General features: G+C 63.2%; 12 protein-coding genes. 3 read left to right on the top strand and 9 right to left on the bottom strand.

The features are described from left to right. On the top strand, positions 1-1,203 hold the full coding sequence (locus M1D88_RS01460; RefSeq protein WP_458112857.1) for a PucR family transcriptional regulator: 1,203 nt from the start codon (positions 1-3) through the stop codon (positions 1,201-1,203). Positions 1,204-1,237: 34 nt separating this feature from the next. On the opposite strand, the gene M1D88_RS01455 is transcribed toward M1D88_RS01460, so the two are convergent. Beyond that, positions 1,238-1,636, bottom strand: a complete 399-nt coding sequence (locus M1D88_RS01455; protein WP_458112856.1) for an Hpt domain-containing protein — start codon at positions 1,634-1,636, stop codon at positions 1,238-1,240. Positions 1,637-1,783: 147 nt separating this feature from the next. Here M1D88_RS01455 and M1D88_RS01450 point away from each other — a divergent pair, with 147 nt between their 5' ends. Further along, positions 1,784-2,245 (top strand): hypothetical protein, encoded by a 462-nt coding sequence (locus tag M1D88_RS01450; RefSeq protein ID WP_458112855.1) that lies wholly within the window; start codon positions 1,784-1,786, stop codon positions 2,243-2,245. A gap of 9 nt (positions 2,246-2,254) precedes the next feature. Here M1D88_RS01450 and M1D88_RS01445 read toward each other — a convergent pair whose 3' ends face one another. The 7 genes from M1D88_RS01445 to M1D88_RS01415 form a co-directional block, all read right to left on the bottom strand. Continuing rightward, the gene (locus M1D88_RS01445) at positions 2,255-3,853 is read right to left on the bottom strand and encodes a glycoside hydrolase family 32 protein (RefSeq protein ID WP_458112854.1); all 1,599 of its coding nucleotides are present in this window, start codon (positions 3,851-3,853) and stop codon (positions 2,255-2,257) included. Continuing rightward, on the bottom strand, positions 3,850-4,920 hold the full coding sequence (locus M1D88_RS01440) for an ATP-binding cassette domain-containing protein (RefSeq protein WP_458112853.1): 1,071 nt from the start codon (positions 4,918-4,920) through the stop codon (positions 3,850-3,852). The genes M1D88_RS01445 and M1D88_RS01440 overlap by 4 nt, the downstream gene beginning before the upstream one ends. Further along, the gene (locus M1D88_RS01435; protein ID WP_458112852.1) at positions 4,917-5,879 is read right to left on the bottom strand and encodes an ABC transporter ATP-binding protein; all 963 of its coding nucleotides are present in this window, start codon (positions 5,877-5,879) and stop codon (positions 4,917-4,919) included. Before M1D88_RS01435 ends, M1D88_RS01440 begins: the two co-directional genes overlap by 4 nt. Further along, on the bottom strand, positions 5,876-6,802 hold the full coding sequence (locus tag M1D88_RS01430; RefSeq protein ID WP_458112851.1) for an ABC transporter permease: 927 nt from the start codon (positions 6,800-6,802) through the stop codon (positions 5,876-5,878). The genes M1D88_RS01435 and M1D88_RS01430 overlap by 4 nt, the downstream gene beginning before the upstream one ends. A gap of 10 nt (positions 6,803-6,812) precedes the next feature. Further along, complete coding sequence (locus M1D88_RS01425) at positions 6,813-7,790, bottom strand: ABC transporter permease (protein WP_458112850.1); 978 nt, start codon at positions 7,788-7,790, stop codon at positions 6,813-6,815. Between the two features lie 251 nt (positions 7,791-8,041). After that, entirely contained in the window at positions 8,042-9,718 is a 1,677-nt protein-coding gene (locus M1D88_RS01420) for an ABC transporter substrate-binding protein (RefSeq protein ID WP_458112849.1), read from the bottom strand. A 78-nt stretch (positions 9,719-9,796) separates the two neighbouring features. Then, on the bottom strand, positions 9,797-10,867 hold the full coding sequence (locus M1D88_RS01415; RefSeq protein WP_458112848.1) for a LacI family DNA-binding transcriptional regulator: 1,071 nt from the start codon (positions 10,865-10,867) through the stop codon (positions 9,797-9,799). Positions 10,868-11,125: 258 nt separating this feature from the next. Here M1D88_RS01415 and M1D88_RS01410 point away from each other — a divergent pair, with 258 nt between their 5' ends. Continuing rightward, entirely contained in the window at positions 11,126-13,762 is a 2,637-nt protein-coding gene (locus M1D88_RS01410; protein WP_458112847.1) for a GH32 C-terminal domain-containing protein, read from the top strand. Between the two features lie 122 nt (positions 13,763-13,884). Here the strand turns inward: M1D88_RS01410 and M1D88_RS01405 are convergent, their stop codons facing one another. Beyond that, entirely contained in the window at positions 13,885-14,112 is a 228-nt protein-coding gene (locus tag M1D88_RS01405; protein WP_458112846.1) for a hypothetical protein, read from the bottom strand. Positions 14,113-14,128 lie beyond the last annotated feature (16 nt).

Here is a 14,128-nt window from a genome sequence, read left to right as displayed (position 1 = left end):
ATGAACCATCCCTCCAAGAAGAGTCAAGCCACCCCGGCCCATGAACCTCCCTGGCTGGAGCTTCCGGTGGAAGTCAGCGAAATACTGCGGCCTCTGATGCCCGGCATTGTCGAGGCAATCATTGAGTCCGTACCCCAACTGGTGCCCGCCTATGCGCGCCCCATTGAAGGCCGCTTTGGCCGCGGGCTGCGGCGCGGAGTGGGAGCCGCCCTCGACAGGTTCCTCCAGCTCCCCGGCACCAGACTGCCTGCACTCTCTGAGGAAAGCAGGCAGCTGGTTGCCGGCCTGGGAAGCGGGGAGTTTCGGCAGGGCAGGAGCATGGATGCCCTCCTCAGCGCGTATCGCATGAGCGCCAGGGTGACCTTCCGGGAGATGTCGAGGATCTCCATGGACCGGAACCTGGGGCTGAACGTGGTTGTGGCCCTCGGCGAATCCATCCTCGCCTACATTGACGAGCTGTCCGCCGTCAGCGCAGAGGCATTCGCATTTGAACAGTCCGAGCGTGCCGGAGCTGTGGAACGGCGGCGCACCGAACTCTTGGAACTCCTGTTGTCCGGCCAGGCCGATGAGGCTGCCCTCCGGCAGAAGGCCTCCATGGCGGACTGGGCCATTCCTGAGGAGCTGAGGGTGGTGACCATGCCGCTTGACCGTACCGCCGGGCTCCGGCTCCAGCTTGGCGCCGGAACGCTGGTGGTGGAGCGCGAAACCGACGTCGTGGCACTCGTTCCCTCCCGCAACTCCCCCGCAACCCGCGGACAGCTGGAAAAGGCACTCCGTGGACGCTCCGCCGCTGTTGGGCCTGCCGTCGGCTGGGAAAAAGTGCCTGATTCCCTGCGGCTGGCGGTTCTGGCCGCCTCGGTTTTGCCACCGCGCGAAGGACCGGAGGAAGGTCCGGTGTGGGCCGACGACCACCTCTCCAAGATCATCCTTGGTTCCGAACCGTCGGCGATCGCTGAACTCGCAAACCGGCGGCTGGCCCCCTTGGAGGCCTTGCGCCCGGCCCAACGCGAGCGGTTGGCGGAGACGCTCCTGTCCTGGCTGCGGCATTGGGGCCAGCGAGGCCCCGTTGCCGCCGAGCTGGGCATCCATCCACAGACAGTGGGCTACCGGGCCGCCCAGCTCCGCGAACTGTTCGGCGAGGATCTTGAGGATCCGAAAGCACGCTTCGAGCTGGAGTTGGCCCTGCATGCGGGGCGCAGGTGAGGTGTGTCAGGCGCATGGCTAACTTACGACTGAGCTATGAACGGTATCCCGTGCGTTCCGGCCCTACGGACTGAGAGCCTCGGAGGAGGACGGACATCGTATCCTCACCGCAGGACTTTAATCCGGGCAGCAGCATTCCGGCGGCATGAAGCTGCCTGCTGCGGATTGCCTGCTCAACGGCCAAGGCCAATCTGGCTAGGTTAACGGCGCCCAGCATTTCGCTGGAGGACCTGAGACTCAGTGCAGCGTCCATGGCCTGGTCCCAATCATTAACCCGGATGGAGTGAGCCAACCTTCCGTATCGCCCGGGCCACATCTCCGTGTAGGTGCGGATGAAACTTGTGTACCCGGCAGGATCTGCGACGTCGTCGCGCAACGTTGACTGGACGGTCCAGGATACGAGGGGTGGCTTTCCGATATGAGGCTTTCTCACGTGGCGTTTCTCCGTATTCATTGCGAGAGGTGCTCGCCAGGTTGAGTAGTTTGGCCGCCAGATCCCGCCATCCGACACCTTTACAACCCCGCGAGACGGAAATCATGACGGACTCCGCGCTTCCTGTTGAGGACTTTCACGTCACGAATGGCTTCCAGAACGGTCAGCGTCACGATCCGGACTTACGCGCGTCAGTCCCGTATGAGAGCTGCCCCTGTGAATCCCGTCCTGCAGCTGGTGCTTGCGGATAACCGGGGCGACTGCATGAGTCTTGGCCTGTTTGCCCACCACGTCAGTTCACTTTCCGGCTGCCCGGATGGCCCTGAGCTGAGGGAAGAGGTCATCGGGCAACTCGTGACCGCCCTGAAAACCGGGCTCCTCAGCGTTGGAGACATGATCGGCACGGACCATTTTCCTTGGCCGGACACGCCCGCTCAAATCATCGCCTGGATAGGGGCGGTATGGCCCGATGACACTCTTCCCTCCTCCTTCGAAAGGCTGCAAAACATCTGCTGGCTGGCGAATACGCCGGCAGGAGATCAGGCTGCAGGTGTCTCGCCAAAACTTCCCCCACACGAGTTGGCATCAAAGGATGAAGTCCCGGCATAGGCACTGGGTTCAAGGAAAGAGCAGGCGCTTGCTGCCGAAGATTTCCCCCATTGTCCAGGCGTCGAAACGGACCACGCGGACTGTGCCTTCCATGGCCTCGAGGCTGACGCCCCCTCCGCCAAGCCGCGGATACACGCGTGCCGTGAGGGGTTTGCCGTTCGCAAAAATCTCGACGGCGGAACGGTCCACGATGACACGCAGCGAAACCCGCCCACCAGGCATGGACACCGGCCCCTCCCTGGGATCAGTGTCGACGTCGGCTTCCATGCTGCTACGGGTCCGGTCCAGGCGCAGCGTGCCCTGACTGGGTGCCTCACCGCAGCGTTGACTGGCGTCCCCGCGGGAAAGCTCGACGGCGGTCTGCTCGATTGAGGACCCGTCTCCATCCCGTGTCTCCAGCACGCCGAGGCGGACGACGGCGCCCGGGTCCAGTTCCAGCTCCAGCTCAACGTCCAGTTGGAGGCCCGAAACGCCGGTGACGACACGGGGTCCCGAGGTGGATTCCGTGATCACGGCCGGGCTCACACTCATGTGCTCCCGGCGGAGGGCAGCGACCTCGGGCACCGGTGCGAAGAACAAGGAACCGTCAGAGTCACGCGAAACAACCCGCGGGAGGCTCATCACTCCCGACCATCCCGCCTCCACGGAGGTATCCTCGCAGCGACCCTCCTGCAGCCATCCGAACATGATCCGGCGGCCTGACTCGTCCTGGAACGACTGCGGTGCGTAGAAATAACGGCCGCCGTAGTCGAGCCGGTGCAGGGCGTGCGGCTGGAATGCGTCGCCCGAGTATCGCCCCGTCCAGTAGAGGGGATGGTGCGTCACGCCGTCGTCCCAGGCCGAGAAGACCAGCACATGCGAATCCCCACCCGAAGCGCCCGAGGTGTCCGGAACCTGACCTGGTGCATCGCCGTCGGCACGGAACAGGTCCACGCACTCCCACATGGTGCCTGTCCAGTCCGAGTCGGTGCGTCTGCCCTGTGACGAGTCGCCGATGCAGAGCGGACCAATGTACTCCCAGCTCCGCAGATCCGCCGATTCGTAAAGGAACGCCGTTCCGCCGCGCCCGCGGATGCCTGAGCCGACCAGCTGCCGCCACCGGCCTCCCTCCTCCCAGACACAGTGGTCGCGGTAGGCGGTGATGTCGACGTCGGCAGGTGGGGCGGCTATCACAGGGTTCTCGGCCAACTTGGTCCAGCTGAGCAGGTCCGGGCTCCCAATCGCGACACAAGGCAGCTCATGCTCCCCGTGCCGGCCGGAATAGACGATGGTGGGCGTGCCGCCGTCGTTCACCAAAACCCCGGACCAGCAACCGTCAGCGTCGGTGCTGTCCGGACCGCCCGCAGACAGCGCCACAGGCTGGTCCTTCCAGGTAACCAGGTCCGTGCTGGTGGCATGGCCCCACTGGATGCGGTGATGGAAGGCGCCCTGAGGGTTGTACTGGTAGAAGAGGTGGTAGGTGCCGTTCCACTGCGAAACCCCGTTGGGGTCGTTGAGCCAACCCGCCGGGGATACAAAGTGGAAGCGGGGCCGGAGCGGGTCGGCTGCCGCCCGGGCGACGAGTTCGTCCCGGGGCACTGTGGCCAGCGGGTGCGTAAGTTCTGTCATGCGGAAGCTCTGTTGCCGGTAGGTTCAGTTGCCAGGGCATGGCCGCCAGCTCCAGCTTGCGGGCGGTATGGGTGGCAGCGCACCCAGTGACTGTTTTCGGGGTCGCCCACGCGGTGGCGAACGGGTTCCTCGGCCGAGCAGACCTGGTTTGGGTCGCCGTCGAAAGTGCAGGTGGTCGAAGCCATCACAGCCTGCCGCAGCTCGGCACGGCGGACGGGATCGTAGGATCCAGCCCGGGCCGGATCCGGGACGGCTGTGACCAGCAGTTGCGTGTAGGGGTGGGCAGGGTTGGCCAGGAGGTCCAAAGACTCGCCCTCTTCAACGAGCTCTCCGGCGAACATGACCGCCGTCCGGTCCGCGAGGTATCGGGCCGAGGCGAGGTCGTGCGTGATGTAAAGCATGGAGATTTCCTGTTCATCGCGCAGCTTCCGCATCAGGTTCAGCACGCCGATCCGGACCGAAACATCCAGCATGGAGGTGGGTTCGTCGGCGAGGATGACCTGTGGTTCCACGGCAAGGGCCCGGGCAATCGCGACTCGCTGGCGCTGACCGCCGGAGAGCTCGTGCGGGTAGGAGTTCAGTATGTCCGCCTGCAGGCCCACGGTGGTCATAAGCTCCTCGAGTCGCTGCTGTGTCTCTGCCTCGGAGCTGCCGCCCTTCCGGTGTATTGCTAGGGACCTTCGCAGGAAGTGCTCCACTCTGTGGGCAGGATTCAGCGAGCCGAAGGGATCCTGGAAGACCATCTGCAGTTGGGAGCGGAAGGCTCGGGATGCCTGGAAGCGGTCTCGCTTGAGGACGTCGACGCCGTCAATGAGGATCTGGCCGGAGCTCGGCTTTTCCAGCCGTGCAACGCACCGGGCCAGGGTGCTTTTACCGGACCCGGACTCTCCCACGAGGGCCACGATTTCGCCCCGGCCAATGGTCAGGTCCACGCGGTGCAGGGCCCGGACGGAATCCCGGGAGAATAAACCACCTATTGGGAAAGACTTTCCTAGTCCGCGGACCTCGAGGGCTGGAGCATCGGTGTCGGCGGAGGGGTCCTGGGATGACAGTACAGCGTGACTCATCGTGCGGCTCCTTCCATGATGGCGGTGTCAGCCGCTGAAGCGTCGGCACTGACGGGTGCTACGAAATGGCCGGGTGCTGCTTCGGTAAGGTCCGGGATGTTCCGGAACTTCACGCCGTCGGGTAGCCCCGTCAGCGGGACCCGCGGACCGGTGAGCGGCGGGAATGCACTCATCAGCGCCTGAGTGTAGGGGTGGCGGGGGTTGGTGTAGACGTCCTGGGCCTTGGCGGTCTCCACGATGCGGCCGCCGTACATCACGGCCATGCGGTGCGAGAGCTCCACCATGAGGGACATGTCGTGGGTGATAAAGAGGACGGAGAAGCCCAGTTCGCGTTGGAGTTCCTTGATTTGGGCCATGATTTCCTGCTGCACCACCACGTCCAGAGCGGTGGTGGGTTCGTCCAGGATCAAAACGGACGGTTTGAGCGCCACGGCCATGGCGATCACCGCACGCTGGCGCATGCCGCCCGAAAGCTGGTGCGGGTAGGACTTGAGGCGTGCGGAGTCGATCCTCACCAATTCGAGCAACTCGCCGGCTCGCCGCAGCGATTCCTTGCGCGAATAGCCCGAGTGTGTGGTGAAAATGTCCACGATCTGCTCGCCGATGGTCAGCACCGGGTTCAGCGAGTTCATGGCCGACTGGAACACTATGGCCACGTCCTGCCAGCGGAAGCGCCGCAGCTCCTCCGGGCTCATGGCCAGGACGTCCTTGCCGCCGAAGGAGATGCTGCCGCCGGCGATCTTCGCGGGATCCTTCAGCAGCCGCATGATCGAGTTGGCGATGGTGGACTTCCCGCAGCCGGACTCGCCCGCCAGCCCGAACACCTCACCGGTGCCGATGCTGAAGGAAACACGATCGACGGCGGTTGTGGAGCGGGTGTCACCGATGTACTTGACGGTGAGGTTCTTGACCTCAAGGACGGGCTCGTGGGAGCCGAAGGAAACTTGGGAAACTGTCACTTTGCGGTGCTCCTTTCGCTAATTTTTGGGGCTTTGATCTTCCGCAGCCGGGGGTTGGTGACCTCGTCCACGGCGTAGTTGACGAGCGCCAGTGCGAACGCGACCAACGCGATGCAGACACCCGAGGGAACAAAGACCCACCAGCTGCCGGTCAGTAGGGCGCCCTCATTGCCGGCCCAGAAGAGGTTGTTGCCCCATGAGACGGTGCTGACGTCACCCAGGCCAAGGAACTCCAGTCCGGCCTGGGCGCCGATGCCGTAAATCACGCAGGCCAGCAGCGTACCCATGACGATTGAGGCCATGTTCGGCAGGATCTCCCGGAACATGATCCGGCCGGCCCGTTCACCGGACACCACGGCCGCGGCCACAAAGTCCTTTGAGCGGATGGACAGCGCCTGAGAGCGCAAAACACGTGCCGACCCGGCCCAACCGGTGACCACGAGGACCAGGATCACGGTTCCCAGACCCGGCGGCAGGAACGCGGCCAGGATGACAAGAAGCGGCAGTCCGGGAAGGAGCAGGAAGACATTGGTCACCAGGGACAGTGCTTCGTCAATGAACTTGCCAAAGTACGCCGAGGCCAGGCCCACCAAAATGCCGATGAAGGTGGATGCGAAGCCCACAGTCAATCCAACGAACAAGGAACTGCGGGAGCCGTGGACAGTCAGGGCAAGCACGTCCTGACCTTTGGCCGTGGTGCCCAGCCAGTGCTCGGGGGACGGTTCAAGCGAGGCCATCGCGGTGATCCGCGACGGGTCTCCGGGGAACAGCACGGGGGCCAGCAAAGCTAGCGCGATGAACACGAGCATCACGATCATGCCCACTAGTGCCTTCTTGTTGGTGATAAGCCCGTGGACGAAACTGCGGTTGGGCTTGCGGGCAGTTGTGGGCTGAGTGGGCTGCTTCAGAATTGCGGTTGTCATGATGGGTCCCTCAGTTGCTGCGCACGCGCGGGTCGAGGCGGACGTAGAGGATGTCCACCAGGAAGTTCGCCAACAGCACGGCGGCGGTGATGGTCAGGAACAGGCCCTGCATCAGCGGGTAGTCGAGGCCTTGGACTGCATTGAGGAGCTGGTAGCCAACACCGGGGTACGCGAACACCACCTCGGTGAGCAGCGCACCACCCACCACAAAGCCCAGCCCTATGCCGAAGCTCGTGACCGACGGCAACATGGCGTTCCGCGCTGCATAGCGGAGCATGATCCGGCCCGGCCGGAGACCCTTGGCCTCGGCCATGGTGATGTAATCCTCCGAATTCGTGGCGATCATGGTGTTCCGCATGCCCAACATCCAGCCGCCTATGGATACCAGCACAATCGTCAAGGCCGGCAGTACAAGGTGAGCACCGACGTCGCCGATGAACTCCCAGGTAAACGCGGGCTCCAATCCGTCCGTGAACGCGTGGCGGATCGGGAACCAGCCCAGCACCACGCCGAACAGGTACAGCGCACCCATCGCGAGCCAGAAGTACGGGAATGAACCGATAAACACCAGCACCGGCGGCAGCGCCGAATCGATCACCCCGCCCCGTCGCCAGGCCGCGAGGATACCGAGCAGGTTGCCCACGACGGCGGCAATCACCAGCGCGGTGCCCCCTAGCAGGAGGGTCCAGCCGATCTGGGACGAGATAACCTCGGTGACCGGAGTGGGGAAACGGGAAATGGAGACGCCCATCTGGCCGGTGAACACGTTTTGCAGGTAGCCGATGTATTGCTCCCAGAGGGGCCGGCTATCCACTCCGAGCAGCTTGCGCAGAGCGTCGATCTGTTCAGGCTGCAACCTGTCCTGGGAGCGGGCAAACATGCGGGAGACGGGGTCGCCGGGCATGAAGCGCGGGAGCAGGAAGTTCAGGGTGATGGATGCCCAGAAGGCGATCAGGTAGAAACCAAGACGGCGAAGGATGAAGCGCACAGTTTCCCTCCATTTCGGGAATTATGGAACGTTTGGGGCCACGCCCGGCTGGCTTGTCCCTCGATACGGCGAGGCGCCGCCGGGCGTGCAGTTCAGGGCTGGTCGCCGGGTTGCCGGCGACCAGCGGTGGGTGGGCCCACGCCGCCCGGGTTCCCTGGCCGAAGCGAAGCGAGGCTAGGGAGGCGGTGGGTGGGCCCACGCCGCCCGGGTTCCCTGGCCGAAGCGAAGCGAGGCTAGGGAGGCGGTGGGGACTACTTCCGCGGTTCCAGCGAGGTCAGCACCAGGACTGTGGTGGGCGCACGGACCGAGAGGGTTGCGTACGGGTTGTCCTGGGTGGGCCAGCCGGTGAAACGGGTGTCGTTAAAGGCCCCCCATTCCGGGCCGGAGAAGAGCGGGACCAGCGGAGCGGCGTCGTTGTACTCTTCCTGCAGCTTGTTGGCGATATCCTTCTGCTTGGACTCGTCGGACTCTGCCGCGAACTCGGCCAACAGGGCATCAGCCTTGGTGTCGCCGAAGCGGTGGTAGTTGTCGAACGTCTTGGTGCCCACCGGCTTCACGGTCGCTGTGCCCATGGACGTGTTGAAGTACTTGTACGGGCTGGGGTCGTTGGCACTCCACACAATGCCGGAGTCAAAGTCCCCGGTCTCGTAGCCAGCCACCACGGCTGCCCAGTCCGGCGAGTCAACGCTGACCGTCACGCCAACCTCGGCGAGGTTCTGCGAGATCACGTTGGCAACGGACAACCAGTCAGATGACGTCGCACCCACGGAGATCTTGAACTCAAACGGCTTGCCGTCTTTGAGCGTGCGTTTGCCATCAGCACCCTTGGGGTAGCCGGCCTTGTCCAGGAGGTCGTTTGCCGCCTGCACATCAAGTTTGGTCCAGGTGCAGTTGTCCTTGACCTCACTGTTCTTCCAGGTTTCGTAGTTGCCGGAGAGCCCTGTGCAGTCGGCGGGCTTGGCATAGCCGCTCATGCCGATCTTGGTCACCTGATCACGGTCAACAGCCATGCTCAGCGCCTTGCGGACGTCAACATCGTTGAACGGCGCCTTGGTGGTATTGAGCTGCCAGTTGATCATGGCACCCGTGGCCGGGAACCAGTACTGACGGTGTTCCTTGTCCTTGGAGACGAACGTCTTTTCAATGTTCGGAATGTACTGCGGAGCCCAGTCCACGTCGCCGTTAGCAGCGGCAAGGTTGGCCCCATCGTTGCCCGCAAAGGCGAGCATCTTGATACCGGCTATCTTCTGCTTTTCCGGCTGCCAGTAGTTGGGGTTCTTCTTCAGCACGAAGGACTGGGCCTGGAAGCTGTCCACTTCTGTATACGGGCCAGTACCAACAGGCTTTGCGTTGGCGTCCTTCTCCGGGTCGGTTAGCGCTGACCAAACATGCTTCGGCAGGATGCTGAGCTGTCCGACCTCGTAGAGGGCCGGCGACCATGGCTTGTTGAAGTTGAACGTGACCTTGTTGGTGCCTTCAGCGGTTACCTTGTCCAGGTACTCGAAGCCGCCTTTGATCTTCTTCTGGAGTTCGAACGTGTAGGCGACGTCGTCGGCCACCAGCGGCTGACCATCGGACCACTTCACGCCGTCGCGCAAGGTGAAGGTGATGGACTTGCCGTCTTCGGCGGCCTTCCACTCCGTGGCGAGCCACGGCGTCGTGTTTCCCTTAGCGGGGTTGAAGATCAGCAGGGATTCGTAGATCGATTGCTGAACCATCGGATTCACGGTGGGGGCGAACGGGTTGAAGTTCTGTACGAACGTCCCCATGTCCTCACGCGGGATGGTCAGGAAGGCGTTCGCGTTCGCTCCTGCATCGGTGCCGGCGGGCTTGTTGACGGTGGCAACGCAGCCAGTGAGCAGCATTGCGCCTACCGCCAATCCGGCCGCTGCCACGCGGGCAGACCTCAGGTATCGGGGTTGTGTCATGATGGGTATCTCTTTCCTATCTTCATCAGCAAGGTGAAGGGGTGGGTAAGGGTTAGCTCTTCGAAATTGATTTCACGGTCAGACCGAAGAGCGTTCTAGCAGCGGACAGTCGACCAGTTGCTGGTCGGCAGTGATCGGCTGTCCTGCTGTCAGAGCGGCGAGCGTCCGGACTCCCAGAGCGCCCATTTTTTCGAATGGCAACGCAACCGTGGTCAGCTTTGGCCTGAGGTAGGCCGCAATCAGTTCCTGGTTGTCGAAGCCGATCACAGCGATGTCCCCGGGGATGGTCAGTCCCCGTTCCTTGATGGCGTCATATGCGCCCATCGCCATGCGGTCATTGAGGCAGAACAGGGCGGTTGGCCGTTGATCTTTTGGATAGCGGTCCAGGATTTCGCAGGCCGCCTCGTAGCCCCCATCCGCCGTCGCATGTCCGGACACCACCAGCTCCGGATCCAGTTCCAGCCCGGCGCCCGCGAGTGCTTCGCGTGCACCCTCCAAACGCCCGACGGCCGCCGGGATGTGCGGGTCCAGATTGATGACTCCGATCCTGCTGTGGCCAGCCAGGAGCAAACGTTCGACGGCAACCCTGCCGCCGGCGCGCTCGTCCGGGACGATCGAGGGCAGCTTCCCGTCCGCATCGAAACAATTGATCAGCACAGTGGGAACCTCGTGGGCGCTTTCCGGAACATGCACGCCGCGGTGGTATGTTGCCGCGTACAAAAGCCCTTCCACTCGTTGTTCCAGGAGCTTTTCAACGGCAGCATCTTCCATGCCTTGGTTGGGTCCTACGGCATCGGCCTGGTCGGAAGGGGCAATGAGAAGGAACCGGCGGTCAAGCCAGGCTTGGTCCTGGGCGCCCTTGATGACGTTCACTGCAAACGGAGCCGTTACGATTTCGGTGACGAGCCCGTACCAGTCGCTTCGCTGGGAGGCCAAGGCGCGTGCGCCGGCGTTTGGGCGGTAGCCCAGTTCCTGCACCGCCTCAATAATGCGCTTGCGGGTTTCCTCCGAGATATTGGCAGTAGACCGGCTGTTCAGAACGAAGGATACGGTGGTGCGGCTGACGCCCGCATAGTTCGCGACGTCGTTCATGGTGACGCCCCGAGCCCGCACTGCGGCCGACTTCGTGATGGGGCCGTTCTTCGCCATTGGAATTCTCCCGTGGTCTCCGTTGACGCCGGCACTGTGACTGGCGATGGTGCTTGGTCTGGTGTCTCTTGGATCCGCGTCCACCTCGTGAGTAAAGCGCGTTACTAAGACGTTGGATCGAGGTTACGCGCGTTACTAAAGCGTGTCAACAACTTTTTTATTCATTGACTTGTCCCGTGGACTTAGCCTAGCGTTCCCCTCACTGACAACGTTGTCTACTGGGGAAAGGCACGCGCAATGAAGGGCGAATTCAAAAATATGGACACGAAACGAACGGCAAGGTTCCACTCTTTTTCGGCCATGACGCTGGCCGGGCTGACGCTCGCCGGCTTGCTCGCCGGGGCAGGTCCCGTCTCGGCCGGAGAGTCCGACGTCGGAAGTCCCCAAGGTGGCCTCGGGCAGGAACAGTACCGCCCGGCAGTCCATTTCTCGCCGGAGAAAAACTGGATGAACGATCCCAACGGGATGGTCTACCACAAGGGCGTTTACCACCTCTACTACCAGCACAACCCCTCAGGCAACACCTGGGGGAACATGTCCTGGGGGCATGCCACGTCTCCGGATCTGGTGCACTGGAAGGAGCAGCCGCTGGCCATCTCCACGGACGATCAGGAGGACGTTTTCTCGGGAAGCGTCGTGGTGGATAAGGACAATTCCTCGGGCTTCGGAACCGCAGAAAACCCGCCTTTGGTGGCCATCTATACCAGCGCGTACAAGGACGCCTCCCCGCACCGAGGATTGCAGGCGCAGTCGCTCGCGTACAGCCTGGACGACGGCCAGACCTGGACCAAATACAGCGGAAATCCAGTCCTGAACCGGAATTCGGCCAACTTCCGCGACCCCAAGGTCTTCTGGTACAGCTCCCCCGACGGCGGCGGCTACTGGGTCATGACAGCCGTAGAGGCAACCGACCACAAGGTGCTGCTTTACAAGTCCACCGACCTCAAGGACTGGACAGCCCTCAGCGAATTCGGGCCAGCCAATGCTACGGGAGGGCTGTGGGAGTGCCCGGATCTCTTCCCGCTAGCCGTGGATGGCGATCCGAACAACGTCAAATGGGTCATGGTGGTCAACATTAATCCGGGCGGCGTGGCCGGGGGCTCGGCCGGACAATACTTCGTCGGCAGCTTCGACGGCACCACCTTCACCTCCGAAAGCACCAAGCCAAGTGAGACCCTGCCGGCCGGAACTCCGATAGCCGGGTACAACGACGGGACCTACAACGGCTGGACGGTGAATAATGAGCCCGGCAACTGGAAGAACGGACCATTCGGAGACGCCCCGGCTGCCGGATCGCTCCCCGGCCAGAGCCCCGTCACCGGTTTTGCCGGCGCTGGCCTGATCAACTCATTCAACGACGGCGATTGGCCGCTGGGCTCCATGTCCTCCCCCGACTTCACCGTGGACAGCGACTACATCAACTTTCTGGTGGGCGGCGGGCAGCACCCGAGGGTGTCGGACAAACTGGACAACACTCCCCCGGCCGGCGATCTGCTGTTCGACGGTTTTGAGGTTCCCGAGAGCAGCACCCTCGCCGACGCCGGCTGGACTGGCACCGGTGACCTCGCGCCGTCGTTCCAGCCCGCCACCTCCGGCGGCGACTACTACCTAGGCGCCAAACGCATCAACACCTGGGAGACCGGCGCCACCCCCGGCGATGATCGTCAAGGAACCCTTACATCCCCGGAGTTCACTCTCACGCGCAACTTCATCAGCCTTCTGGTGGGCGGCGGCCAGCGCAACCCCGGGAGCGGCCAGGTGCTTGAGGCCCAGCTGCTGGTGGACGGCGTCGTCGTGCGGACCCTCTCAGGGGACGGCTCTGGCCAGCTCAACTGGAAGGGCTGGGACGTTTCGGAGTTTGCGGGCAAGCAGGCGCAGCTGCGGATCGTCGATCAGGCCACCGGGGGCTGGGGGCACCTCACCCTGGACCACGTCATGCTGACCGACCAGGCAGCGGTGCCCCGCTCGGACGAAACCAGCGTGAACCTGGTGGTGGACGGCCAAGTGGTCCGGTCCACAACAGGAGCAAACAGTGAGGTTCTGGACTGGGCCAACTGGAACGTCTCCGAGTTCAAGGGCCGTCAGGCGCAGATAAGAATCGTGGACAACAACCGCTTCGGCTGGGGCCACATCCTCGCGGACGAATTCATCGCCTCGTCTGCACCGGCAAGGCCCCGGATCAACTCCTACGACTGGCTTGACTACGGCCGGGACTACTACGCCTCGGTCTCCTTCGGCAATATGCCCGAGGACAAACGAGTCATGCTGGGCTGGATGAACAACTGGGACTACGCCAACACCATCCCCACCTCACCGTGGCGCAGCGCCATGTCCCTGCCGCGCGAAGTCTCGCTGACGCAAACCCCGGCCGGCCCCAGGCTAGCCCAGAAGGCCGTGAAGCAGGTGGACAAACTAGGCACCAAGGCGAGCTACAGCGACAAGAAGGGCGCCAATATTGCCCCGGGCACGCACCCCCTGCCGGCGTCGGCGTCCGGTGACGTCCAGCGGATCGACGTAACGTTCGCGCCCGGAACAGCAGCAAAGTCGGGCATCACAGTCCTTGGCGACGGGACACACTCCACGGTGATCGGCTACGACGCATCGAGCGGCGAGGTCTACGTGGACCGGGGCAACTCCGGAAACACCGGATTCCACCCCCTGTTCACCTCGATCGACTCAGCCCCCGTCACGCTGAACGCCGACGGCACCGTGACACTGCGGATCTACGTTGACCGGTCCTCGGTGGAGGTTTTCGCCCAAGACGGCCAACGCACCATCACAGACCAGGTGTTCCCCGGTTCGGGTGCAGACGAGGTAGCACTGTTCGCCGACGGCGGCACTGCCCGCCTGAAGTCCCTGACGGTCACGCCTCTGGAACAGTCGATGTTCGGGTAAAACAAAGCGCCCCGGCCGGGAGGCGGTCGGGGCGCACCGACCACTACAGGGGACTGGACGACGAACTGTTCGGCCACGGCCACACTTCTTGGGGAAAAATAGCCTTGCCAGGGACAGCCTGATCAGTCGTGCTTTTGACGTATCAGCCCGTAGGGGACGGCAGGATGAGCCCGAACTATGTAGCGTCCTGCGCCGATCCGTGTGACCAGGATGCCCATCCGGTACTGTGTGGCCGCTTCGGAGACTTCGCCAATGGCATCCCTTATCGCCTGGTCCACTTCCTCCGCCTTCGTCACGCTGATTTCCAGCATTCCTGGTGAGGGACGGGTGCCTTCAGCAGGCGGGATCATCCGCCTGTCAATTCAT

The sequence above is a fragment of the Arthrobacter sp. R1-13 genome (genome assembly GCF_054161475.1).
This window is presented reverse-complemented; position numbering and strand designations above follow the sequence as displayed.

What these genes read in the sequence shown, in the direction of transcription:
- M1D88_RS01460 (WP_458112857.1), top strand. Translation starts at nt 1, where the DNA reads ATGAACCATCCCTCCAAGAAGAGTCAAGCCACCCCGGCCCATGAACCT.
- M1D88_RS01450 (WP_458112855.1), top strand. Translation starts at nt 1,784, where the DNA reads ATGGCTTCCAGAACGGTCAGCGTCACGATCCGGACTTACGCGCGTCAG.
- M1D88_RS01445 (WP_458112854.1), bottom strand. Translation starts at nt 3,853, where the DNA reads ATGACAGAACTTACGCACCCGCTGGCCACAGTGCCCCGGGACGAACTC.
- M1D88_RS01440 (WP_458112853.1), bottom strand. Translation starts at nt 4,920, where the DNA reads ATGAGTCACGCTGTACTGTCATCCCAGGACCCCTCCGCCGACACCGAT.
- M1D88_RS01430 (WP_458112851.1), bottom strand. Translation starts at nt 6,802, where the DNA reads ATGACAACCGCAATTCTGAAGCAGCCCACTCAGCCCACAACTGCCCGC.
- M1D88_RS01420 (WP_458112849.1), bottom strand. Translation starts at nt 9,718, where the DNA reads ATGACACAACCCCGATACCTGAGGTCTGCCCGCGTGGCAGCGGCCGGA.
- M1D88_RS01415 (WP_458112848.1), bottom strand. Translation starts at nt 10,867, where the DNA reads ATGGCGAAGAACGGCCCCATCACGAAGTCGGCCGCAGTGCGGGCTCGG.
- M1D88_RS01410 (WP_458112847.1), top strand. Translation starts at nt 11,126, where the DNA reads ATGGACACGAAACGAACGGCAAGGTTCCACTCTTTTTCGGCCATGACG.
- M1D88_RS01405 (WP_458112846.1), bottom strand. Translation starts at nt 14,112, where the DNA reads ATGATCCCGCCTGCTGAAGGCACCCGTCCCTCACCAGGAATGCTGGAA.